This is a genomic window from Streptomyces sp. SCSIO 30461 (assembly GCF_037023745.1).
Classification (GTDB): Bacteria; Actinomycetota; Actinomycetes; order Streptomycetales; family Streptomycetaceae; genus Streptomyces.
The window spans coordinates 4,246,847-4,269,556 of sequence record NZ_CP146101.1; the positions used below are offsets into that span (position 1 = coordinate 4,246,847).

Annotated in this window: 17 protein-coding genes and 1 pseudogene; 4 read left to right on the forward strand and 14 right to left on the reverse strand. The window is 71.5% G+C overall.

Annotated features, from left to right (window positions below):
* Window positions 1–60: 60 nt before the first annotated feature.
* The 4 genes from V1460_RS18855 to V1460_RS18870 form a co-directional block, all read right to left on the reverse strand.
* Window positions 61–975: a LysR family transcriptional regulator gene (locus V1460_RS18855; RefSeq protein WP_338674814.1), complete on the reverse strand. Its 915-nt coding sequence runs from the start codon at window positions 973–975 to the stop codon at window positions 61–63.
* A complete protein-coding gene (locus V1460_RS18860; protein ID WP_338674815.1) occupies window positions 972–2,171 on the reverse strand; it encodes a glycine C-acetyltransferase in 1,200 nt (399 codons plus the stop codon). Before V1460_RS18860 ends, V1460_RS18855 begins: the two co-directional genes overlap by 4 nt.
* Before the next feature lie 89 nt (window positions 2,172–2,260).
* On the reverse strand, window positions 2,261–3,289 hold the full coding sequence (tdh, locus tag V1460_RS18865; RefSeq protein ID WP_338674816.1) for an L-threonine 3-dehydrogenase: 1,029 nt from the start codon (window positions 3,287–3,289) through the stop codon (window positions 2,261–2,263).
* A 324-nt stretch (window positions 3,290–3,613) separates the two neighbouring features.
* Window positions 3,614–4,465 (reverse strand): alpha/beta hydrolase, encoded by an 852-nt coding sequence (locus V1460_RS18870; protein ID WP_338674817.1) that lies wholly within the window; start codon window positions 4,463–4,465, stop codon window positions 3,614–3,616.
* Window positions 4,466–4,626: 161 nt separating this feature from the next.
* Here V1460_RS18870 and paaK point away from each other — a divergent pair, with 161 nt between their 5' ends.
* The gene (gene paaK, locus V1460_RS18875) at window positions 4,627–5,946 is read left to right on the forward strand and encodes a phenylacetate--CoA ligase PaaK (RefSeq protein WP_338674818.1); all 1,320 of its coding nucleotides are present in this window, start codon (window positions 4,627–4,629) and stop codon (window positions 5,944–5,946) included.
* Window positions 5,947–6,032: 86 nt separating this feature from the next.
* On the opposite strand, the gene V1460_RS18880 is transcribed toward paaK, so the two are convergent.
* The 3 genes from V1460_RS18880 to V1460_RS18890 form a co-directional block, all read right to left on the reverse strand.
* Window positions 6,033–6,161, reverse strand: a complete 129-nt coding sequence (locus V1460_RS18880) for a hypothetical protein (RefSeq protein ID WP_338674819.1) — start codon at window positions 6,159–6,161, stop codon at window positions 6,033–6,035.
* A 524-nt stretch (window positions 6,162–6,685) separates the two neighbouring features.
* On the reverse strand, window positions 6,686–8,263 hold the full coding sequence (locus V1460_RS18885; protein ID WP_338674820.1) for an acyl-CoA synthetase: 1,578 nt from the start codon (window positions 8,261–8,263) through the stop codon (window positions 6,686–6,688).
* Window positions 8,260–9,378 carry a nitronate monooxygenase family protein gene (locus V1460_RS18890; RefSeq protein WP_338674821.1) on the reverse strand — a complete coding sequence of 373 codons (1,119 nt, stop codon included), beginning with the start codon at window positions 9,376–9,378 and terminating at the stop codon, window positions 8,260–8,262. The genes V1460_RS18885 and V1460_RS18890 overlap by 4 nt, the downstream gene beginning before the upstream one ends.
* A gap of 141 nt (window positions 9,379–9,519) precedes the next feature.
* Between V1460_RS18890 and V1460_RS18895 the strand changes: the two genes are divergently transcribed.
* Window positions 9,520–11,223: a serine hydrolase gene (locus V1460_RS18895; protein WP_338674822.1), complete on the forward strand. Its 1,704-nt coding sequence runs from the start codon at window positions 9,520–9,522 to the stop codon at window positions 11,221–11,223.
* 350 nt (window positions 11,224–11,573) lie between these two features.
* Here V1460_RS18895 and V1460_RS18900 read toward each other — a convergent pair whose 3' ends face one another.
* On the reverse strand, window positions 11,574–11,822 hold the full coding sequence (locus V1460_RS18900; RefSeq protein ID WP_338674823.1) for a hypothetical protein: 249 nt from the start codon (window positions 11,820–11,822) through the stop codon (window positions 11,574–11,576).
* Between the two features lie 134 nt (window positions 11,823–11,956).
* The gene (locus V1460_RS18905; RefSeq protein ID WP_338674824.1) at window positions 11,957–12,592 is read right to left on the reverse strand and encodes a ricin-type beta-trefoil lectin domain protein; all 636 of its coding nucleotides are present in this window, start codon (window positions 12,590–12,592) and stop codon (window positions 11,957–11,959) included.
* Window positions 12,593–12,906: 314 nt separating this feature from the next.
* Here V1460_RS18905 and V1460_RS18910 point away from each other — a divergent pair.
* A pseudogene (locus V1460_RS18910) lies at window positions 12,907–13,570 on the forward strand (SWIM zinc finger family protein); the annotation flags it as partial.
* Window positions 13,571–14,081: 511 nt separating this feature from the next.
* Here the strand turns inward: V1460_RS18910 and V1460_RS18915 are convergent.
* Window positions 14,082–15,050 carry an NADP-dependent oxidoreductase gene (locus V1460_RS18915; protein ID WP_338674825.1) on the reverse strand — a complete coding sequence of 323 codons (969 nt, stop codon included), beginning with the start codon at window positions 15,048–15,050 and terminating at the stop codon, window positions 14,082–14,084.
* A gap of 118 nt (window positions 15,051–15,168) precedes the next feature.
* On the opposite strand from V1460_RS18915, the gene V1460_RS18920 reads away from it, so the two are divergent.
* Window positions 15,169–16,254: a helix-turn-helix domain-containing protein gene (locus V1460_RS18920; RefSeq protein ID WP_338674826.1), complete on the forward strand. Its 1,086-nt coding sequence runs from the start codon at window positions 15,169–15,171 to the stop codon at window positions 16,252–16,254.
* A 28-nt stretch (window positions 16,255–16,282) separates the two neighbouring features.
* On the opposite strand, the gene V1460_RS18925 is transcribed toward V1460_RS18920, so the two are convergent.
* From V1460_RS18925 to V1460_RS18940, 4 genes are all read right to left on the reverse strand, one after another.
* The gene (locus V1460_RS18925; RefSeq protein ID WP_338674827.1) at window positions 16,283–17,851 is read right to left on the reverse strand and encodes an NAD(P)/FAD-dependent oxidoreductase; all 1,569 of its coding nucleotides are present in this window, start codon (window positions 17,849–17,851) and stop codon (window positions 16,283–16,285) included.
* A gap of 57 nt (window positions 17,852–17,908) precedes the next feature.
* Complete coding sequence (locus V1460_RS18930) at window positions 17,909–19,246, reverse strand: DUF2252 domain-containing protein (protein WP_338674828.1); 1,338 nt, start codon at window positions 19,244–19,246, stop codon at window positions 17,909–17,911.
* A 208-nt stretch (window positions 19,247–19,454) separates the two neighbouring features.
* Complete coding sequence (locus V1460_RS18935) at window positions 19,455–21,665, reverse strand: serine/threonine-protein kinase (RefSeq protein ID WP_338674829.1); 2,211 nt, start codon at window positions 21,663–21,665, stop codon at window positions 19,455–19,457.
* Window positions 21,647–22,570, reverse strand: a complete 924-nt coding sequence (locus V1460_RS18940; RefSeq protein ID WP_338674830.1) for an oxygenase MpaB family protein — start codon at window positions 22,568–22,570, stop codon at window positions 21,647–21,649. Before V1460_RS18940 ends, V1460_RS18935 begins: the two co-directional genes overlap by 19 nt.
* Between the last annotated feature and the right edge of the window lie 140 nt (window positions 22,571–22,710).

Genomic DNA, 22,710 nt, shown 5'->3' on the forward strand with positions numbered 1-22,710 from the left:
GCCGCCGTTCAGGCGGCATCACCCGTCGGACGCGACACAACGGTCGGACCGGTCGGAGGCTCAGTCCGTGGACAGTCCGGCGGCGGCACGCGCCAGGGCCTGGAGGACCGTGCTGAGCAACGGATGCGTCTCGGCTCCGCGGCGCACCGCCGCGAAGACCCGCCGGGTGGCTGCCGGGCCTGCCACAGGCAGGACGACGGTGTCCTTCAGCTCCATGCCGCGCAGAGCGGACCGCGGCACGAGGGCCACGCCCGCGCCCACGCCCGCAAGTGCGACCACGGCGCGGAAGTCGTCGGACGTGTGCGTCAGCCTGGGTGCGAAACCGGCAAGCTCGCAGGCGCGGAGCATCACGTCGTGGCACGGGTTTCCCGGGTACTGGCCGATCCAGTCACTGTCCGCCAGATCGGCGAGCCGCACGCGCGGAGTGTCGGCCAGCGGGTGGCCGCAGTGCAGCACGGCGTCGAAGGGCTCGGCGTAGAGCGGGACACGGGCGAGTCGCCGGTCGCTCTCGCGGGGTGCTCCGCGGTACTCGACCGCGAGCGCGAGATCGGCCTCGCCGTCGAGCACCATGGGCAGGCTGGCGTCGCCCTCGGCGTCCCTGACCCTGACCCGGATGCCGGGGTGCTCGTCGGCGAGCCGCCCGATCGCGGGGGCGAGCACCTCGGCGATGCCGGTGGCGAAGGAGGCGACGGTGACCTCTCCGACGGCGCCGCCCTCGTACGCCGCCAGCTCCGCCTCGGCCCGTTCGAGCTGGGCGAGCACGGTGTGGGCGTGGCCGAGCAGGATCTCGCCCGCGGCGGTGAGCCGGACCCCCCGTCCGCTGCGGATGAGCAGCGTGTGGCCGCTCTCCTGCTCCAGCGCGGTGAGCTGTTGGGAGACGGCCGATGGAGTCAGATAGAGCGCTGCGGCAGCGGCGGTCACCGTGCGGTGGTCCGCCACTGCGCGCAGAATGCGGAGCCTGCGCGGGTCGATCACCCAGCCATTGTCGCTCGCGCGTCGACGAAGGCGGCAACCGCCCGCTCCACGTCCTCGGTGGAGTGCGCGGCGGACAGCTGGACGCGGATGCGTGCCTGGCCCATCGGCACCACCGGGTAGGAGAAGCCGATCACGTACACCCCCCGCTCCAGGAGCAGCTCGGCCATACGGCCGGCCTCAGCCGCGTCGCCGATCATGACCGGGGCGATCGGGTGGTCTCCCGGCAGGATCTCGAAGCCCGCCTCGGACATCTTCGAGCGGAACAGCGCGGTGTTCGCGGCAAGCTTCTCGCGCAGGTCACCGGCCGATTCGAGCAGGTCGAGCACCTTGAGGGAGGCGGCGGCGATGACCGGGGCCAGGGAGTTGGAGAACAGGTACGGCCGGGAGCGCTGGCGCAGCAGTTCCACGATCTCGGCACGGGCCGCGACATAGCCGCCGGACGCACCGCCGAGGGCCTTGCCGAGGGTGCCGGTGATGATGTCGATCCGGTCCATCACGCCGTGCAGCTCGGGCGTACCCCGGCCGCCGGGGCCGACGAAGCCGACGGCGTGCGAGTCGTCCACCATCACCATGGCGTCGTAGCGGTCGGCGAGGTCGCAGATCTCGCTCAGCGGGGCGACGTAGCCGTCCATCGAGAACACACCGTCGGTGACGATCAGCTTGCGACGCGCACCACTCGCGGACGCCTCCTTCAGCCTGGCCTCCAGTTCGGCCATGTCGCGGTTGGCATAGCGGTAGCGGGCGGCCTTCGACAGGCGGATGCCGTCGATGATGCTGGCGTGATTGAGGGCGTCGGAGATGACCGCGTCCTCGCCGCCCAGCAGGGTCTCGAAGACGCCTCCGTTGGCATCGAAGCAGGAGGAGTAGAGGATCGTGTCCTCCTGGCCCAGGAAGGCCGACAGCCTGCGCTCCAGCTCCTTGTGCACCTCCTGGGTGCCGCAGATGAAGCGGACGGAGGCCATTCCGTAGCCCCAGCGGTCCAGGGCCTCCTTGCCCGCGGCGATGATCTCGGGGTGGTCGGCGAGCCCGAGGTAGTTGTTGGCGCAGAAGTTCAGCACCTCACCGGGGGCGCCACCCGCGGTGACGGCCACGGACGCCGACTGGGGCGTACCGATGACGCGCTCGGGCTTGTGCAGCCCGGCGGCGCGGATCTCGTCGAGGGTGGCGCGGAGGTCGTCGCGTACGGACGCGTACATGTGTGGGTCTCCTGTGGGCGGTGCTGTGTGGTCGCTGCGGAAGGGTGCCGGCACCTGGCGGGTGAGCGGAACCGGGGTGACTCCGTGTATCAGGCGGTCCAGTCGAGGATGATCTTGCCGCTACGGGCGGTGGCCGCCTCGTCGAAGGCCGCCTCGAAGTCCTGGAACCCGTACTTGCCCGTGATCACGGGGCTGAGGTCGAGTCCGCCCTCCAGGAGCACCGTCATCGCGTACCAGGTCTCGAACATCTCTCGGCCGTAGATCCCCTTGATGGTGATCATCGAGGTGACGATCTTGGACCAGTCGACGGGGAACTCCTGCGCGGGAAGCCCCAGCATCGCGATCCGGCCGCCGTGGGTCATGTTGTCGATCATGTCGCGGACCGCCTCGGGGCGGCCGGACATCTCCAGACCGACGTCGAAGCCCTCCTTCAGCCCCAGGGTGCGCTGGGCCTCGGCGATGTCGGACTCGGCGACATTGACCGCCAGAGTGGCGCCGACCTTGCGGGCCAGTGCGAGGCGCGGCTCGCTCACGTCCGTGATCACGACATTGCGGGCGCCGGCGTGGCGGGCGACCGCCGCCGCCATGACGCCGATCGGGCCCGCTCCGGTGATCAGGACGTCCTCTCCGACCAGGGGGAAGGAGAGCGCGGTGTGCACGGCGTTGCCGAACGGGTCGAAGATCGCGGCGATGTCCGGGTCGACCTGGGTGCGGTGCACCCAGACGTTGGACGCGGGCAGGGACACGTACTCGGCGAACGCTCCGTCGCGTCCGACGCCGAGCCCGACCGTGCTGCGGCACAGGTGGCGCCGGCCCGCGAGGCAGTTGCGGCACTTTCCGCAGACCAGGTGGCCCTCGCCGCTGACAAGGTCGCCCACGGCGATGTCCTGCACATCGGAGCCGATGGCCGCGATCTCGCCCACGAACTCGTGTCCGACGACAAGTGGGGTGGTGATCGTCTGCTGGGCCCAGCCGTCCCAGGAGCGGATGTGGAGGTCGGTACCGCAGATGCCGGTGCGGAGCACCTTGATCAGCACATCGCCGGGGCCGTATTCCGGCTCGGGTACGTCCATGAGCCACAGCCCGGGCTCGGCGTGCTGCTTGACGAGTGCCTTCATGGTGCGGCTCCAGGCATTGCGGGGGACTGCCGGCCGGGCACGATGCGCGGATCGTGCCGGTCGTCCGGTCAGGAACGCGCACCAATCTGCCGACCCTGAACCGCCCAGTCCATCGAGGATTTCTTAAGCGGGTCCACAGAAGATCTTCATACGCACCGCGTCAGGTCGCTCGCCGGGTCGCCGATGCCGGTCCAACTCCGCTGTGGGGAACGGCCCCTGGGCACTCCGCCGGCCAGGGGCTCGCCGGCGGGGCCGACGACGTCGCAGCGCTCCGGGCACCGTACTCCGTGCGGGTGGCGCGCGGCACGGGGCGGAGCGGCCCCGTCAAGGCTCGGGGTCGTCCAGGAAGGCGCCGACCGTACGGCGGAACGCCTCGGGGTCGTCCATCCAGGGGTAGTGCCCCGCACCCGGCTGGGCGACCGTCCTGGCATGCGGGAACAGCGCGGCGAACTCGGCCGCCCGCGCGGGTGTGGGTCCGCCGTCGTACTGGCCCGCGAGCACAAGGACAGGCGCGTCGAGCGCACCGAGGGCGCGGACGGTGGCGGCCGGGTCGAAGGCGCCGTCCGCGTAGTAGACGCCTCGGGCCTGGTGGTTCGACTGGTGGGCGTCGGCCGCGGCGTGCGCCTGGGCGGCGTCGTCCCAGCGCCCGTACATGAACGGCACGATGTCCGACCACAGGTCGTCCAGCGCGCCACCGCCCAGGAAGGCCTCCCACGCCGCGCGCCCGGACTCGTACCACGGCTCGTCCGCGCGCAGGGCGATGGCATCGCGCCAGTCCTGCTCGGTGGCCTCGACGCCGACGGCACGGGTGCCGGGTGTGACGAGGGTCAGGGTACGTACTCGCAGCGGGTGGGCGGCTGCGTACAGCACTGCGAGGTTGCCGGACGCGGAGTGCCCGAGGATGTCCATACGGTCCAGGCGCAGGTGCTCGCGCAGTGCCTCGACGTCGTCGACGAGCCGGTCGCAGCGGTACGACTCCGGGTCGGACGGCAGAGCCGAGTCGCCTGTGCCGCGCAGGTCCAGCCGGACGAGGCGGCGATGGACGCTGAGCCCTCCGAGGTCGCCGAGGTAGGCGGAGGCCCGCATCGGACCGCCGGGCAGGCAGATCAGCGGCTCGCCCGCCCCTTCGAGGTGGTAGGCGAGCGCGGTCCCGTCGTATGCACTGAACACCGGCATAACGCGATCCTCGCCGGGGCTCCGCGATCACGCCAGTGCAGGCGCCCGCGGAGTCTTGACGCCCGGCCGGGTGCCTGGATTACTGATTCCGAACCGCGCGACCGAATGATCGGTCGACCGTTTGGCCCATCACCTGCCAGCTGGACACGGGAGTCTTCCGGATGACCGACCCGACGCGCACGACGCGGCCCGCCACGGATCTGCTGGACGCAGGAGAGCGGCTGAGCCGCGAGGAGCTGCGGACACTCCAGGTGGAGCGGCTGCGGGCGACCCTGCGTCACGCGTACGAGAACGTCGGGTTCTATCGCGAGGCGTTCGACAAGGCCGGGCTACGGCCCGATGACTGCCGCTCCCTGGAGGACCTGGCCCGTTTCCCGTTCACCACCAAGGCCGACCTGCGGGACCACTACCCGTTCGGGATGTTCGCGGTCGAGCCGTCGCGGGTGCGGCGCGTGCACGCCTCCAGCGGTACGACCGGGCGCCCCACCGTGGTGGGCTACACCGACCGCGACCTCGGCACCTGGGCGGACGTGGTGGCCCGCTCGATCCGCGCGGCGGGCGGGCGCCCCGGGCACAAGGTCCACGTGGCCTACGGGTACGGGCTGTTCACCGGCGGGCTCGGCGCGCACTACGGCGCCGAGCGGCTCGGCTGCACGGTCATCCCCGCATCAGGTGGCATGACGGCCCGACAGGTCCAGCTGATCCAGGACTTCCGGCCCGAGATCATCATGGTGACGCCTTCGTACATGCTCACTCTGCTGGACGAGTTCGAGCGGCAGGGAGTCGATCCCCGCGCTACCTCGCTCAGGGTCGGGATACTCGGCGCGGAGCCGTGGACCGAGGAGATGCGGCGGGAGATCGAGAGTCGGTTCGCCATCGACGCCGTGGACATCTACGGACTCTCCGAAGTGATCGGGCCTGGCGTGGCCCAGGAGTGCGTAGAGACCAAGGACGGACTGCACATCTGGGAGGACCACTTCTATCCGGAGGTCGTGGACCCGTTCACGGGAGAGGTGCTGCCGGACGGCGATGAGGGCGAACTGGTGTTCACATCGCTCACCAAGGAGGCGATGCCGGTGATCCGCTACCGGACCAGGGACCTGACCCGGCTGCTGCCGGGGACGGCGCGGGTGTTCCGGCGGATGGAGAAGGTGACCGGGCGCAGCGACGACATGATCATCCTTCGCGGCGTGAACCTCTTCCCCACCCAGATCGAGGAGATCGTGCTGCGAACGCCGGGTGTCGCCCCGCACTTCCAGCTGCGGCTGGCCAAGGAGGGCAGGATGGACGCCCTGACCGTGAGGACCGAGGCCCGGACCGACGCGTCGCCCGAGCAGCGGAGGGCCGCGGCCGAACTGATCGCGGCGGCGGTGAAGGACACGATCGGGGTCTCGGTGGCGGTGGAGGTGGTCGAACCGGAGACCCTGGAGCGCTCGGTCGGCAAGATCAAACGGATCGTGGACCTCCGGCAGGACGGCTGACATGCCGTGGTGCCGGGTCGCGCGGGCCGTCACCATGAGCGGCCGTCAGGCTGCTTACAGCGCGGCCAGGGGCCGAAGCGACACCTTCAGGGGCTGAACGAGAGGAAGACGGAGGCGGCGAACAGCACCCGGTCCACACCGCCTTGGAGCAGTGCGGCCCGTCCGGGAACCACTGTGAGGACGCTGACCGGGACGATGAGCGCCAGCAGCACCATTCCTCTCGCAGGTGCTGTCTTCGAACTCGTAGCCCTCAAGGATGTTCGTCCAGACCTCGCCCAGGGCGGCGGGGGCAATGACGGCCACGCTCCCAGGCGGGCCCGAGGCGCGCTCGGAGTGATGCGCCGATGGGGGCCGGGCCGTGATCCGCCGCGGGTACCGGCGCACGGAGTCGGCGTCCGTACCACCACGGGCCCGACGGCGGGCGGCCCGCGTACCGCCTCGGTCGTCGAACAGCCGGTGCCGAGCCGCACGCACCCGTGCGGCCCGCTCCGGTGCCGGCGCTCACGTCCGCGGGTGAGAGGCGTTCGCGCCGCAGGAAGGTCAGCGCTGCCGATGAAGGAAGGCGTCTCGCAACCGCCGACGCGGCGCGGATGGCCTCCTGGCGGCGCACGGCAAACCGCAGGACATTCCCGGGGAGTCCGCCGTCCGGAGCGGAAGGGCGGTGGGAGAAGTGCGGGCTGGACGGGGTCCAGGGGACGACGGCCTGGCCCGTCCGGTGAGCGCGCGCACCGCGGTCCGGTCACAGCGCGCGGTCGCGGCCCTCCCAGTAGGGATCGCGCAACCGGCGTTTGTAGAGCTTGCCGTTGGGGTCACGGGGAAGCACATCGATGAAGTCGACGCTCCTGGGGCGCTTGTACCCGGCGAGCCGCTCCGCGCAGTGGGCGAGGATCTCCGCGGCCAGGGCCGGGCCGGGGACCTGGCCGTCCTCCGGTTCCACGACGGCTTTGACCTCCTCGCCCCAGTCGGCGTTCGGGATGCCGAAGGCCGCCGCGTCGGCCACGGCTGAGTGGCTGAGCAGCACCGCCTCGATCTCGGCGGGATAGATGTTGACACCGCCCGAGATGATCATGTCGATCTTGCGGTCACGGAGGAAGAGATAGCCCTCCTCGTCGATGACACCGAGGTCCCCGACCGTGAAATAGTCGCCGATGCGGTTCTTGCGGGTCTTGGCCTCGTCCTTGTGGTAGCTGAACCCGCCGGTCGACATCTTCATGTAGACGGTGCCGAGTTCGCCGGGGGGCAACCGCTTGCCGTCGTCGTCGAAGACGGCCAGTTCACTGATGGGCCAGGCCTTTCCCACCGTGCCGGGCTTCTTCAGCCAGTCATCCGCGGTGGCGAAGGCACCACCGCCCTCGCTCGCGGCGTAGTACTCCTCCACACAGGTCCCCCACCAGTCGATCATCGCCCGCTTCACATGGTCGGGGCAGGGGGCCGCGCCGTGGATGGCGTGCCGCATGGACGACACGTCGTAGCGGTCGCGTATGTCGTCGGGGAGTGCGAGCAGCCGGTGGAACTGGGTGGGCACCATATGGGTGTGGGTGCAGGCACGGGAATCGATCAGCCGGAGCATCTCCTCAGGGGTCCACTTGTCCATCACCACCAGTCGGTGGCCGATGTGCAGCGACGCGCCGGCGAACTGGAGTACGGCCGTGTGGTAGAGCGGCGAGCAGACCAGATGGACGTTGCCGTCGAAGGGCCGGATGCCGAAGATGCCGAGGAAGCCACCGAGGTACGTCTCCTCGGGGAGCTTGCCTGGCAGCGGGCGGCGTATGCCGCGGGGCCGGCCGGTGGTGCCCGACGTGTAGTTCATGACCCAGCCGAGGGTGCGGTCGGCGGGCTCGGAATCGGATCGGCCGTCGAGCAGTTCGGCGTACGGGCGGAAGCCGTCGATCCTGCCGACGGCGTACCGGTTGCTCGCGGGCAGCCTCGCCTCGTCTGCGGCGGCCCTGGCCGTGGCGCCGAAGCGCTCGTGCGCGATGAGCACCTTGGCCCCGGAGTCGGCGATGATCCAGGCGATCTCGGGTCCGACGAGGTGGTGGTTGACGGGGACGAGATAGAAGCCGGCTTGGGTGGCGGCGAGGTAGGCGGTGAGGAAGGCCACGCCGTTGGGAAGCACGGCGGCGAAGGCGTCGCCCCGTTCGAGTCCGGCGGCGCGCAGTCCATGCACCAGGCGGTTGCTGTGGGCGAGTAGTCGGCCCGCGGCCCATTCCTCGCCGTCCGGGGCGATCAGCACGACACGGCCGGGGTCGGCAGCCGCCTGGGCCCAGAACCCTCCGGGGGTCTGCGTAAGGGGCGACGCACCTGGCTGCTCACTCATGATGCGCTCCTTCCGGTCCGTCCGGCGATGCGGCTGACGCGGTCGACGGCGCGCTCGAATCCGCGGGTGAGGTCGTCGAAGACCTGCTGGACGCTGCGTTCGGTGGTCATCCGTCCGACGATCTGGCCGACCGGGGTGCCGAGCAGCGGCTCGACCTCGTACTTCTGGATACGGGAGACGGCTTCGGCCACGAGCAGCCCCTGGAGGGGCATGGGCAGGGCACCGGGCCCTGCCGGGTCGTCCCAGGCGTCCGTCCACTCGGTGCGCAGCTGGCGGGCGGGCTTGCCGGTCAGGGCGCGGGAGCGGACGGTGTCGGCGGATCCGGCGGCGAGCAGTTTCCGGGTGAGGGCCGGGGAGTGCAGGTCGGCCTCGGTGGTGGTGAGCCAGATCGAGCCCAGCCAGACGCCCTGGGCACCGAGCGCAAGCCCCGCGGCCATCTGCTCGCCGCTGCCGATGCCCCCCGCCGCGAGCACGGGAAGGGGCGCGACGGTGTCGACCACTTCGGGGGTCAGCACCATGGAGGCGATCTCACCGGTGTGACCGCCCGCCTCGTATCCCTGGGCGACGACGACGTCGATACCGGCCTCGGCATGTCGGCGGGCGTGCCGGGCGCTGCCGGCGAGGGCCGCGACGAGAATCCCGTGGTCATGGGCGCGGGCGATGACGTCGGGTGGCGGGGAGCCGAGGGCGTTGGCGAGCAGCTTGATCGGGTAGTCGAAGGCCACGTCGAGCTGGCTGCGGGCCACCTGCTCCATCCAGCCGGTGATACGCCAGCCGGAGGCCTCGCCTTCCGCCAGGGCGGGGACGCCGTGCTCGGCGAGGGTCTCCTCGACGAAGCGGCGGTGTCCGTCAGGGATCATGGCCTCGATGTCGGCTTCCGTGACGCCTTCGACCTTTTTCGCGGGCATCACGACGTCGAGGCCGTAGGGCTTCCCATCTGTGTGCTCCTGCATCCAGTCGAGGTCGCGGGCGAGGTCTCCGGCTGCGGTGTAGCGGACCGCGCCGAGCACCCCGAAGCCCCCCGCACGGGTGATGGCGGCGGCGACCGCGGGGAACGGCGTGAAGCCGAAGATGGCGTGCTGCACACCCAGTCTCTTGCTCAGCTCCGTCTCCATGGGCGCAGGATGCCGCAGCGGAACGCCCTAGGGAAGGGATTTTCTGATGCCACGTCAGATTCGATGGAGGAGGCGGCCTGGTGTGTGCGCCTCGTACCCCATGCGCCCCTCGTACTGAAGGATCTCTGCCGGAGGTGCGCGATGACGGATGAGTCGGCCGACCCGGCGGATGCCCCGGCAACGGACCCGGGAGGCTTCCTGCGCCGCGGGAGCCCGGAGCGGGCCGGTCTGATCGGGGCGCATCTGGACCGGCTCGTCGCCACCGCCGAGTCGTATCTCCGACCCGCGCCCGAACACCCCTGGTACGCGGGGGCGGTGCTGCTCGCGGGCCGCGGCGACACGGTCGCGCTGCACCGGGCGATCGGCTCGGCGGTGCGCTACGCGGCCTATGACGAGGCGCGGGACGAAGGGCTTGAATTCCCGGCGGACCGGCAGGTCCCGATGGCTCCGGACACGGTCTTCGACCTCGCGTCCGTCTCGAAGCTGTTCACCTCGGTGCTGGCCGTGCAGCTGATCGAACGCGGGGAGCTGGGGCTCGATGACCGGGTGGCCGCGTACCTTCCGCGGTTCGGGGCGGCAGGCAAGCAGGGCATCACGGTTCGCCAACTGCTCACCCACACGTCGGGGTTGCGACCCTGGATCCCGCTGTACGAGGAACCGACCCGGGAGGCGCGGCTGCGACGCCTGTGGCGGGAGGCGCCGACGCGTCCTCCGGGCTCGGGCTACCGCTACTCCGACCTCGGCATGATCACCCTTCAGCTGGTCCTGGAGGAGATCACCGGTCGCGGTCTGGACGTGCTGCTGTCCGACGAGATCACGGCACCGCTCGGCATGGGGCGCACCCGGTTCAACCCGCCTCCGGCCTGGAAGCCGTCGATCGCGGCGACCGAGGACGCCCGTCCACCGTGGTCGGGCCTGGCCCGGGGGCTGGTGTGGGGTGAGGTGCACGACGAGAACGCCTGGGCCTTCGGGGGTGTCGCAGGCCATGCCGGAGTGTTCTCCTGCGCCTGGGACCTGGCCGTGCTCGCCCGCGCTCTGCTGAACGGCGGGGTGTACGGGCGGGCGAGAATCCTCGCCCGCGAGTCCGTGGAACTGATGTTCACGGATTTCAACACCCGCTTCCCCGGCGCCGGGCACGGCCTCGGATTCGAGCTGTGCCGACGCTGGTACATGGGAGCCATGGCCACCCCGCGCAGTGCCGGGCACACCGGGTTCACCGGCACCAGCCTGGTCCTGGACCCGTCCACCGACTCGTTCCTCGTGGTGCTCGGCAACTCCGTCCACCCCGTGCGTACCTGGCGCTCAGGCAGTGCCCCGCGCCTCGCCGCCGCGAACCACTTGGCGCGTGCCGTCGCCGTACGTCCGCCGCACGGGCGGACCGCCTGGTTCTCCGGGATGTCCCCAGCCACCACCGCGACGCTGACGCTCCCCGGGCTCACCCCGGCCAGGGCGGGTCGGGTACGCCTGGGTTGCGCCCTGTGGTGGGACACCGAACCGGAGTCCGGCAAGGTCTCCATCGAAGCCTCGGCCGACGGGGGCGTCACCTGGCAGCCCGTGCCGTTCACCACCGTTCGCGCCGGGCAGCCCCCGCTCACCCATCCCGGCGGCTGGACAGCGGGCTGGTCGGGCCGCGCCTGGCACCGTGTGGAGTGCGATCTGTCGTCGTGGCGGGGCGGTCCGCTCGCAGTGCGCTGGCACCACACGACCGGTCCTTCGTACGTGGGCCGGGGCGTCTATGTGAGCGGTCTGCGGGTCGAGGACGGCCAAGGGACTCTCTTCGACGAGTCCCGGGCGTCGGACGCCGTTCGTGTCACGGCATCGGGCTGGACGCCCGAGACCGGCTGAAAGCCGGTCGGCGGCTTCGACCTGTCAGGGCCGCGCTCGCCGTACCCCGGCATCCTGACCGACCCGCAGTGTGCGACGGAGGGGTTGCTGGCGCAGGAGTCCGAACGCGAGGACATGCGCGTACACCGCGCCGTGACCGTCCGTTCGATCAGTGAGGACTCCGACGCCGTCACCGTGGTGTCCGACGGCCGCGACCGCTGCGCGCCCTCCGGGTGGTGGCGACCGACGGCGCTTCGAGCACCCTGAGCGCCCTGACGGGTGCGGCGTTCCGCGGCCGTACCTGTGCCGGGTCCTGGCAGCTCGCGGACGTGCGGGTGGAGAATCCGTCACCGGATCCGGCGCAGCGCGGTTCAGGTGGACCACACCACGCTTTTCCCGTCCATGACGACGACCTTGGTGTCCGCGCGCAGCACCAGCCTCGCGCCCTCGTGACCGAAGCTGCCGGCACCCCGGATCGGCCTGTCGTCGGCATTGTGGATCACGAGGTTTCCGTCGGTCTGGAAGATCGCCTTGTGGCGCTCACCGAAGGTCATCGCCGCCCGGATCGCGTTGCCGTTCTCGTTGTAGACGACCAGGTTGCCGTCGTCCTGCGTGATCATCCGGATCCGGTTCGTGGTCCATGCCGCGCCGGCTTCCAGGACACTTGGCGCCGAGATGGCCTGGCTCCTCCACTCCGGCTCCGGGCTCGGCTCGGGCTCCTTCGGTTGGCGGTCTGCCGTTGACGGTCTGCGGCTCAACGGCGGAACCACGTCTGGTTCGCCGACCCGGTACACGGCCACAGGATGGCCGGGGTCCCGTTGGCGGTCTGTCCGTCGTAGATGTCCACGCACTTGGTGGCGATCCGGGCCACCAGGTCCTCGGTGACGTTCAGGTAGAACTGCTGGGCAGGATTGCCACTGCGCCGGGCGACCTGGATCGCCGTGCCGTTCTCCCTGGATCCCCAGGCCACGTCCATGCACAGGCCCTTGGAGCGGATGGTGCCGTCCGGCCTGAAGTCCCAGCGCTGCTCGTCCTGGCCGTCGCATTTCGCCAGCGTGAGTTGATTGCCGGCCGAGGAGGGGTGCAGGCACATCCCGGCATCCCGTCCGATCAGGAAGTAGCCGGCCTTCGATGAGCGTTCGCCGTCTCCCGCGTCGCTTTTGGGAGGCGTGCCACCCGACGGCGACTTCTTGGGGGTGGTCTTCGGCTTGCTGCCGGGTGCCGCCGACTCGGCGCCGCCGGGGGCTTCGCCCGGGGACTCCTTCGCCACCGGCTCGGAGGGGGATCCGGACGGCGCGGCCGCACTCTTCGCAGGCGGAGTCCCGGGGGTGTGCACGCCCGCGGCGGACGGGGGTACCACCCCGATCACGGTGTCGTCGGAAGGCTCCACTGCAGCGCTTTGCGGGGGTGGGGCGGCCGCCCGTGACGGACAACCGGGAACTCCGCCTCGTTACATGGGGCAGCGGGGCACGGGCGGGCAGGCGGCTGACGCCTTGTCAGTGACGGCGTCTGACGTTCGGGCCATGACGCAGTCCTTGCAGACGTACGCCTATCTCCGCCCCTCCGCAGTGCACGGCGCCGCGGAAGCGGGCACACTCGGTCTCCAGACGTCCGGAGGTGCCACACCGGCGGGGCGGCCGACCCAGCCAAGCTTATTCCGCAGCTTTCTGACGTATCCTCAGTTATCTGCGGCCGGTTTGTTGTGCGTCGCGGGGAGCGCGTTGGGTCGTACCGGCCGGTCGATCGCTGCGATCCACCGCACGGCCCGTTCCTGGAGCAGTGTGCCTGCCGGGTCCGGAGCGGCTCGGTACGCTCGCTCGGGTGCTGCGCCATGCGACGGGCCTGCGGATCCACGGGCCCGCCGTCACGGCGGGCAGCAGCCCCGTGGCGAGCGCCTGGGAGGTACGGCTTCCCGGCATGCGTCTCACCCTCACCCTGTCCCCGGACGCGGCGCGCGGATTCTCCGGCGAGGACGGTGTCCTGGATGCCATGGCGTCTCAAGAGTCATCCGAGGACGCCGAGTTGGTCTCGGTGCTGCTCTCCCGGGACCCCACCGTCGATGTCGCCGATCTGGCCGCGCAGTCCGGGCTCGCCCCCGCACGCGTGCGGGGGGGCGCTCACCCGGCTCGGCACAGCCGGGCGCATCGGCTACGACGTGGCGGAAGCGGCGTACTTCCATCGGGAACTGCCGTGCGCCACCGGAACCGCCGAGTGCCACAACCCCCGGCTGCGCGCCGCCCACGCGCTGGTCGCGGCGGGGGCGGTGCGCCTCGACGGTGAATCCGCCACGGTCACCATGGACGACCATGACCACCGGGTCAGGTCCGCCGAAGGGCGTCTGAGCTGCACCTGCCGTTGGTGGGCCGAACTCCTCCTGGCCGCTCGCGGACAGCTCGACGGTGCCAGGCTCGGCGGGGACATCGCCGAGCTGATCGGCCCGCGCGGACTCAAGCTCCGGCGCGTCACGGCGGCGCTGCGGGAAGCGGTGCGCTCAGGCGCGTACGGCGCGGTGTGGGCGGTGCTCTCGCCCGCTCTCCCTCTCCTGCTGAAGGACGGACCGACCCACGGCGTCCCCGCCGCACTCACGATCGCCGCCGAATGCGCGGAGCGCTGCGGAGCCGGTGAGGCGATACCGGAGATCGCCGAGCTCGCGGCACGCTCCGGCTCATCGCAGCTGGTCGAGCAGGCACGGCGAATCCGGGACGCGACCGGTCTGCCGGTGAGGAACCGCTGAGGCGGCGCTCGACCGTTCTGCCGACCAGGCCGGACCGGGCCGACCGGAGCGGACCGAGGTGGACCGACCGGAGCGGACCGAGGTGGACCGACCGGGCCCGGAGTCCCGGGTCCGGTACGCGCCCGGCGTCCCTCGCTCCGGACGCTCAGCCCTCCCGTACCGACAGCACGATCTTGCCCCGAGTACGCCCTGCCTCGCCCTGCCGGTGGGCGTCGGCGGCGCGCCCCAGCGGGAAGACGCTCTCCACGAGCGGTCGCAGCCGCCCTTCGGCGGCCAGCGCCGCGATGGCCCGCATCCCCGTGGAGTCGGGCTCCACCAGGGTGAAGCCGGACCGGCTGCTCCTCGGGTCGCCGTCGCCGGCGGGCGGCGGGACCTCGTCGGACAAGGGCAGTGTGACGAGGGTGCCGCCGTCGCGCAGCACGCTCAGGGAGCGGGTGCCGTAGTCGCCGCCGATCGCGTCGACGACGACGTCCACACTGCCCCTGCCCAGCACCTCGGCGAAGTCCTGCCGGGTGTAGTCGATCAGCTCGTGAGCGCCCAGTTCCTTGAGCATGGCGTGCTTCTCCTCCCGGGCCGTACCGATGACATGCGCCCCGCGCACCGCCGCGATCTGCACCGCGAGGTGGCCGACACCGCCCGACGCCGCGTGGATCAGCACCCGTTGCCCACCGGACAGCCCGGCGGTCTCCACCAGCGCCTGCCAGGCGGTCAGCCCGGCCAGCGGCAGTGCCGCAGCTTCGATGTGGCTGAGCGTCGCGGGCTTGGCGGCGAAGTGCCGGGCCGGGCCGGTGACGTACTCGGCGTAGCCGCCGGCCTGGCGCGGGAACTCGGGCATGCCGAAGACCTCGTCGCCCGGCTGGAACAGGGTGACGCCGACACCGACGGCCTCCACGACTCCCGACACGTCGTAACCCAGCACCGGTGGCTCGCCGTGCATCCCGAACCCGCCGGTCGCCCGGGTCTTCCAGTCGATGGGATTGACGCCCGCCGCATACACCCTGACCAGGATCTCCGTCGGACCCGGCGTCGGCCGCTCGATGGTCACAGCGGTGAGCACCTCGGGCCCGCCCCAGGAGGCCGGGCTGATAGCGCGCATCGTCGTGGTGTCGCTCATGGGAACTCTCTCCGTTCGCTTGCGTACGCCCGGCGCTCCGAGCGCTACGACACCACCATCGACGCCGGGAGCATGATCCTGAACTGGCCTGATGGCCATGATGTGACAGAATCTGGCCATGGCCACGAATGACGCGACGCAGCAGCTGGACACCACGCAGAGCGAGTGGAACGCCTACGAGGGCTGTGTCGTGCCACCCGGCCCCGACCCGCACCGGGTCGCTGTCCTCGCCCTCGACGGGGTGATGACCTTCGAGCTCGGCATTCCGGCGCGGATCTTCGGCAGTGCCCGGTCGGCGGACGGGACGGCGCTGTACGAGGTCGTCGTCTGCACCCCGGACGGGCGCCCGGTGCGTACCGAGGCGGGCTTCTCCATCGATGTGGAGCACGGTCCCGAGGCGCTGGAACGGGCGGACACCGTGATCATCGCGCCCACCCACCTGCTGGGCGGCATCGGCACCGACGGGGTGCTCCCGGAGTCGCTGGCGGGCGCGCTGTCCCGGATCAGGCGGGGCGCACGGACGGTGTCCATCTGCACCGGGGCGTTCGTACTCGCCGCCGCCGGGCTGCTGGACGGGCGCCCGGCCACGACACACTGGGCCGAGGCGCGGCACTTCCGGCGACTGTTCCCCCGGGTGCGGTTCGACGAGGACGTGCTCTTCGTCGACGACGGCGATCTGCTCACCTCGGCGGGGGCGGCGGCGGGTGTCGACGTGTGCCTGCACCTGGTGCGCCGCGACCACGGCAGCGCGCTCGCGAACCAGGTGGCACGGCGCTGCATCGTGCCGCCGTGGCGGGACGGCGGCCAGGCGCAGTACATCGAGCGGCCGGTGCCGACCCCGACGACGGCCACGACGGCGCCCACGCGTGCCTGGGCGCTGGAGCAGCTGCACCGGCCGCTGACGCTCACCGAGCTGGCCGGCCACGCCCGGATGAGCGTACGGACCTTCACCCGCCGGTTCCGCGACGAGGCGGGGGTCACCCCCGGCCAATGGCTCACCGCCCAGCGCGTCGAGATCGCCAAGCAACTGCTGGAGACCAGCGATCTGTCCATCGACCTGGTCGCCGACCGCGCGGGCTTCGGCAGCGCGAACTCGCTACGGCAGCACATGCGAGAGCTGGTGGGAGTCTCACCGGCCGCGTACCGCCGAACGTTCCACACCGCGGGGGCGGGCCGGGGCCGGGCGGCGGTACGAACTGCCTGAACCGCCCGGCCCGGGCACAGCCGCCGCGTCAGCGCCTCAGTACAGCCATCGCCGCGTTGTGTCCCGGGATACCGCTCACACCGCCGCCGCGCACCGCTCCCGCTCCGCACAGCAGCACGTTCGGGTGCGCGGTCTCGACGCCCCAGCGACCGGTCGACTCGTCGCCGTACGGGAAAGCCAGATCGCGGTGGAAGATATGGCCGCCCGGCAGCCTGAGTTCGTGCTCCAGGTCCAGCGGGGTCTTGGCCTCGATGCAGGGCTGCCCCGCCTCGTCCACGGCCAGGCAGTCGGCGATCGGCTCCTCGAGATGGGCGTCAAGTTCGGCCAGGGTGGCCTTCAGCAGGGCGTCGCGTGTGGCGTCCGGGGCATCGGCGAAGAGCCGCGCGGGGGTGTGCAGGCCGAACAGGGTCAGGGTCTGGTAGCCCTGCGCAGCCAGCTCCGGCGAGAGGATCGTCGGATCCGTGAGGGAGTGGCAGTAGATCTCGGACGGTGGAGCCTCGGGCAGCCGTCCCGCCGCGGCCTGGGCGTAGGCGGTCGCCAACTGCTCATAGCCCTCGGCGATGTGGAAGGTGCCGGCGAACGCCTGGCGCGGGTCGACCGAGTGGTCGCGAAGCCTGGGCAGGCGGCGCAGCAGCATGTTGACCTTGAGCTGGGCGCCCTCGGGCGGGGTCGGCGGCTCCTCGCCGAGCATCGCGGCCAGGGCCTGCGGGGAGGCGTTGACCAGCACCTTGCGCGCGGCCACGACGCCTTCGCCCCGGTCGTCGGTGCGGTACACCACCTCGGCGTGCCGGTCGTCGGTGTGGATGCGCAACACCTCGCGGCCGGTGGCGATCTGCGCACCGGCGCGCCGCGCCGCATCGGCCAGCATGTCGGTGAGCGTGCCCATGCCGCCGGCGGGTACGTGCCAGTCGCCGGTGCCGCCGCCGATGACGTGGTAGAGGAAGCAGCGGTTCTGTACCAGGGACGGATCGTGCGCGTCGGCGAAGGTACCGATCAGCGCGTCGGTGAGGACCACTCCCCGCACCAGGTCGTCGCTGAAGTGCTCCTCGACCGCCACTCCGATGGGCTCATCGAACAGCATGCGCCAGGTCGCGTCGTCATCGAGCCGGGCCCGCAACTGCTCGCGGGACGGCAGCGGTTCGACGAGGCTGGGGAAGATCCGCTCGGCGGCGGTGCGGGTCCGCTCGTAGAAGCGGAGCCAGGAGTCGTACTCCGCGTCCGAACCGGTGAGCTGCGCGAACGACGCGCGGGTGCCCTCCTCGTCACGGCCGACGAGGAGCCCGGTGGCCCGACCTCCGCGCTGGGCCGGCGTGTACGAGGACACGGTCCGCCTGCGCAGGGCGAAGGAGAGACCGAGGTCGTTGACGATCTTGGCGGGCAGCAGGGAGACCAGATAGGAGTAGCGGGACAGACGTGCGTCGACCCCCGCGAACGGGCGGGTGGAGATCGCCGCTCCCCCGGTGTGCTCCAGGCGTTCCAGAACCAGGACGCTCCGCCCCGCCCGAGCGAGGTAGGCGGCGGCGACCAGTCCGTTGTGGCCACCGCCCACGATGACGGCGTCGTAGGTGGATCGGGAGAATGCTTCGGCTGCTGGCATGCCTCTTCGTAGCACGTGGTGATCGTCGCGACCAGAGGGCGGAAAGGCGGCCGCGTGTCAGATGCCCAGTTGCGCGGTGACGTCGCCGGCCGCGATCGCCGCCTTCAGCTCCGCGTGGTCGGCGACGGTGCGGTCCGCGTAAGCCATCGCGAAGTCGGCCATCGCCTGGTCGAACCGGTCGGAGGTGCCGAGGTAGGCGGCGATGGCGATGCGTTCGCCGGTGCGGGCGTGGGCGCGGGCGAGCGCCCGGCCGCAGAGTGCCGCGTATTCGCCGAGCAGGGCCGGGTCCATGGAGGGGACGTCCGCCGAGCCCTTCATGTCGCGCAGCTGCCGCCAGTAGAAGTGGCGGCCGGCCGGACCGCTCACCCAGCCGAGGAAGATGTCGCTGGCGGCCTGGAGCAGTCGCTGGCCGGCGACCACGCGCTGCCCCTGGTGCCTGTACTCGGAGCGGGGCAGATGGGGTTCGAGTACGGACCGCTGCGCCTCCTTGATCTGGAGGAAGAGCGGGTCCCCGTCGTCACGGCCGGTCAGCAGCGCCACATAGCACCGGGTGCCGACACTGCCCACGCCCACGACCTTGCGGGCGGCCTCGGCGAACCGGAACCGGTCCAGCAGGATCCTGCGGTCCTCCGGCAGCGTGCTGCGGTAGCCGCTGAGGATCTTCCGTACGGCGGACGCCTCGGCCGGTTCGAGCACGTCGAGCAGCGGCGGATCGTAGACGATACGACGCCGTCCCTCCACGAGCGTGGTGAGCTTCTCCACCGCCTGGAGGCTGGTGCGGCGGCGGGCCTTGGCGATCTGGGTCTCGACGCGCGAGCGGTCCACCTTGCGGACGAGCGCGAGGACGTCGGCCGCGTCGATCCGCTCGTACCAGACCGCGAGTTCACCGAGCCCGGCGAGGTGCCGCATGGTGGTCCGGTACGAGCGCGCTCCGGAGAGCGCGGCCTGGCGGGCCTTCGTCTCGGGGTGACCGTTGTCGAGCGCGGCCACGGCGAGGCTGGCGACCAGTCGCTTGACGTCCCACTCGAAGGGGCCCGGCAGCGTCTCGTCGAAGTCGTTGAGGTCGAACAGCAGCGAGCGTTCCGGGGATGCGAAGGCTCCGAAGTTGAGGAGGTGCGCGTCGCCGCACAACTGGACGGTGAGCCCGCTGTGCGGCTGCGGGGCGAGATCGGCGGCCAGGACGGCCGGAGCACCGCGCAGATAGGTGAACGGCGAGACGGCCATCCGGCCATAGCGGATCGGCACCAGGTCCGATTCCCGGCTCGTGGCCTGCTCCTCGAGGATCGCGATCGGGTCGCGCCGGTCCGCGGCGGGGATCCAGCGCCCGTGGGAGGAGCGGGGTACCCGTTTTCGCGCGGCACGGCCGCGCTGCTCCTGCTCGGCGGGATCCGTCATAGGGACATTGTGCGCCGGGCACGGGGGCCCCGAGCTGCGGAAGCCCCCATGGGAGTGAGCGGGCGTGTCCGGTGCCCGGCCGGGCGCTGGCCGCGCCGCGGACCGAGGCGGCACCTCGCCACCGCCGCACCGACCGGGACGGGTGTGCGTTGTCGTCCACCGGGTCCGCGGCAGGTCCACCGGTCCACCAGCGGTCAGGCACGCGTCGCTACCGGGGGCCGGAGGCGCCGCGCTGCCGTAGTGCGGCGACTCGCCGGTACAGCGCCACTGCCTCGGGGCCCCTGCCCAACTGCTCCAGGCAGTGCGCCTCGTCGTTGCGGCTGGCGAGCGCGTCGGGATGGTCGGCGCCGAGCACGTGTTCACGGGCCTCCGCGACCTGCCGGTAGACGGTGAGCGCGTCCGCCCAGCGGTCCAGCCAGCCGAGGCCGACGGCGACCTCACGACGGCTGACGAGGGTATCGGGGTGGAGGGGGCCCAGCACCCGTTCCCGGATCAGGAGGACGTCCTGAGCCACCGCCAGCGCCTCGTCCCAGCGCGCGAGCCTCCCCAGATTGACGCCGAGGCCGTGGCGGGCGCGCAGGGTCTCCGGGTCCTCGGCGCCGTGCACACGGGTGCGGTCGCCGATGAGTGCCTCGTAGACCTGGAGCGCCTCCGCACTGCGGCCGAGCCGTCCGAGGCTGATGCCGACCTCGTAGCGGGCGGCGAGGGTGTCCGGGTGCTCGGGGCCCAGTGAGTGCGCCCGGGCAGCGGCCACCTCCTGGTAGATCACCAGGGCCTCGGTCCAGCGTCCCAACTGACCGAGGGCGTAGGCCACCTCGTAGCGGGTGACGAGCGTGTCCGGATGGGCGGGTCCGAGTACCCGCGCGCGGGCATCGGCGACCTCGCAGGCCATCCGGTAGGAGTCCTCCAGCCGCCCGAGCCTGCTCAGGTTGAACGCGAGGTTGTGCCGGCAACGCAGGGTGTCGGGGTGCTCAGGGCCCATGGTGCGTTCGCGTGACGCGAGCACCGCCGCGTACACCTGGTGGGCCTCGAAGTGCCGGCCGAGCCGGCCGAGCACGTATGCCGTCTCCTGACGGGCGGCGAGGGTGTCGGGGTGGTCGGGGCCCAGTGAGCGTGCGCGTCCTTCGGCGACCCGGCCGAAGGAGTCCAGGGCGTCCAGGGCGCGGCCGGTCCTGCTGAGGGTGAAGCCGACCTCGTAACGGCTGGCGAGGGTGTCCGGGTGCTCGGGGCCCAGCAGGTGTTCGCGCTCGGCGAGTACGGCGAGGTGCAGTCCCTCGTCGTGGCGGCCGGTGAGGACAGCGAGGGTGTCGGGCGGCGGGGTGGGGCGCTCGGGGCTGTGGAGGGCCGCGGTGGCGGATCCGCGCTGCTGGGCGGCGGTGACCCAGACGCCGGTGAGGCCGGAGGTGAAGTCGGGCAGCGGGATGCCGGGCGCGGCGGAGCCGAGCGCCTTGCGTCCCGCGGTCATTCCGCGGGACCAGGCGAGTGGCGACGGGTCCTGGCCGGAGCCGGTGGCTGAGGTCGAGGACATGGCGTACGGCGCGGTGGCGGGGGACGCGGACCCGGCGGACGAGGACCGGGCCGCGGCGATCCGGCGCCTTAGCTCCTTGGCGTCCGACGGCCGCCCTTCCGGCGTCTTGGCGAGCAGGTCGAGGACGATGCGGTCGAATGCCTCGGGCAGGTCGGCTCGCCGGGTACGGGGCGGATCGGGCGGAGTGTCGCGGTGTCCGACGAGGATCGCCCAGGTGTCGCCGAGATCGAACGGCGGGACGCCGGTGACCATCTCGTAGAGCACACAGCCCAGCGAGTACAGGTCGCTGCGGTGATCGACCGGACCGCTGCTGATCTGCTCGGGCGACATGTAGTGCGGGGTGCCCATCGCGACACTCGAACCGGTGAGCCGCGAGGTGAAGCCGATGTCGCGGCCGAGCCGGGCGATACCGAAGTCGCAGATCTTCACCGTGCCGTCGGTGAGGCGCATGATGTTCGCGGGCTTCAGATCCCGGTGCACGATGCCCTGCTCATGGGTGTAGGCGAGGGCGTCGGCGACCTGCGCCGCGATGTCCACGACCTCGGGCACGGTCAGCGGGTGCGGCTTGCTGTCGTTGAGGGCCTGGCTGAGGTTGCGCCCCTCCAGGAACTCCATCACCAGGTAGAGCACTCCCTGGTACTCGCCGAAGTCATGGACGACCGTGACGCCATGGTGCTGCAGCGAGGCTGCGACGCGGGCCTCTCGGCGGAACCGCTCCCTGAGGATGTCGCTGATGGCCTGGTCGCTGCGCTGTCCGAGCGGTTTGAGGCATTTGACTGCGACACGCCGATCCAGCGACTCGTCATGAGCCTGCCATACCTCGCCCATACCACCGCGCCCGATCAGATCGAGCAGCCGGTAGCGGCCGTGGATCAGCCTGGTGTCCGCCATCTCGTGCCATCGCCCCCGTTGCTTTGCCGCGCCCTCCCCGGACCGTCCAGTATGGCCGCCTGGTTTCCGAGTGTGTACGGCGCGGGTCGGCTACCGGGCCCGAGTCGCGCCATGGCCCTCAGGATGTGGCCCGGCGGGAGCTGCCAGCGGAGCCTGCTGGGGATGCAGCGCAGGGCGTTGCCGGTGGCGATGAGCCGACGGGTGACGCGTTCGGGCGGGGGCGCAGGACGTCCGTAGAGCTCATGGGCGTAAGGCGGCAGAGCGTTGTACGCGAGTACCGCCACCCGCCGCCACAGCAACTCGCGTGCCGGGACCAGGGCGGGGTGGACGGGCGGGCGGCGCAGAAAATCGTCGACCGCGCGGGCGTCGTCCCCCGCCTCGAGCTCCGGCAGGACCGCGTCGAAGTAGGCGGCGAGCTCGGCGGTGGTGGCGGGCACACGGGCCGGATCGAGGCCGACCAGCCGTGCGCTGGTGCGGTGCTCGTCGACGTACCGATCGGCTTGGGCGTCGTTCAGCGGGAATCCGGAGCGCAGCTGGACCTGGAGGTAGGAGTCCACCTCGGCGCAGTGCACCCACAGCAGCAGCTCGGGCTCGTCCACACCGAGCAGCCGGTGGATCTTCCGCACCCGGGCACCGGCCCGCTCGGCGACTTCCGCGCTCCCGTAGGTGATGGTGCCGACGAAGTCGGCGGTGCGCAGCAGACGGCCCCAGGCGTCGCGCCGGAAGTCGCTGTTGCTGATGACTCCGCGGACCGCGCGGGGGTGCAGCGCCTGGAGGTAGAGCGCGCGGACCCCGGCGACCCACATCATCGGGTCGCCGTGCATGTGCCAGGTGACGGAACCGGGACCGAAGAGGCCGGGGTCGCCGCACGTCTCACCGCACGGTCCGGCGTGCATCTCATGCATCTCATGGACCTCGCAGCCGTGAACGGCACCTGCCGGCGGATCCCGGTGCTTCCGCAGTATCCCCACGGGCAGCAGGGAGGGGAAGGGCACCGCGGCCCGTGGCCGGTCGCCACCGCCGCCGGACTCCGCGGGCCTCGAGC

Bases quoted from the DNA above. Each gene is read 5' to 3' on its own strand.
- V1460_RS18860 (WP_338674815.1), bottom strand. From the start codon at position 2,171: ATGTACGCGTCCGTACGCGACGACCTCCGCGCCACCCTCGACGAGATC.
- tdh (WP_338674816.1), bottom strand. From the start codon at position 3,289: ATGAAGGCACTCGTCAAGCAGCACGCCGAGCCCGGGCTGTGGCTCATG.
- V1460_RS18870 (WP_338674817.1), bottom strand. From the start codon at position 4,465: ATGCCGGTGTTCAGTGCATACGACGGGACCGCGCTCGCCTACCACCTC.
- paaK (WP_338674818.1), top strand. From the start codon at position 4,627: ATGACCGACCCGACGCGCACGACGCGGCCCGCCACGGATCTGCTGGAC.
- V1460_RS18880 (WP_338674819.1), bottom strand. From the start codon at position 6,161: ATGGTGCTGCTGGCGCTCATCGTCCCGGTCAGCGTCCTCACAGTGGTT.
- V1460_RS18885 (WP_338674820.1), bottom strand. From the start codon at position 8,263: ATGAGTGAGCAGCCAGGTGCGTCGCCCCTTACGCAGACCCCCGGAGGG.
- V1460_RS18890 (WP_338674821.1), bottom strand. From the start codon at position 9,378: ATGGAGACGGAGCTGAGCAAGAGACTGGGTGTGCAGCACGCCATCTTC.
- V1460_RS18895 (WP_338674822.1), top strand. From the start codon at position 9,520: ATGACGGATGAGTCGGCCGACCCGGCGGATGCCCCGGCAACGGACCCG.
- V1460_RS18900 (WP_338674823.1), bottom strand. From the start codon at position 11,822: ATGATCACGCAGGACGACGGCAACCTGGTCGTCTACAACGAGAACGGC.
- V1460_RS18915 (WP_338674825.1), bottom strand. From the start codon at position 15,050: ATGAGCGACACCACGACGATGCGCGCTATCAGCCCGGCCTCCTGGGGC.
- V1460_RS18920 (WP_338674826.1), top strand. From the start codon at position 15,169: ATGGCCACGAATGACGCGACGCAGCAGCTGGACACCACGCAGAGCGAG.
- V1460_RS18925 (WP_338674827.1), bottom strand. From the start codon at position 17,851: ATGCCAGCAGCCGAAGCATTCTCCCGATCCACCTACGACGCCGTCATC.
- V1460_RS18930 (WP_338674828.1), bottom strand. From the start codon at position 19,246: ATGACGGATCCCGCCGAGCAGGAGCAGCGCGGCCGTGCCGCGCGAAAA.
- V1460_RS18935 (WP_338674829.1), bottom strand. From the start codon at position 21,665: ATGGCGGACACCAGGCTGATCCACGGCCGCTACCGGCTGCTCGATCTG.
- V1460_RS18940 (WP_338674830.1), bottom strand. From the start codon at position 22,570: ATGCATGAGATGCACGCCGGACCGTGCGGTGAGACGTGCGGCGACCCC.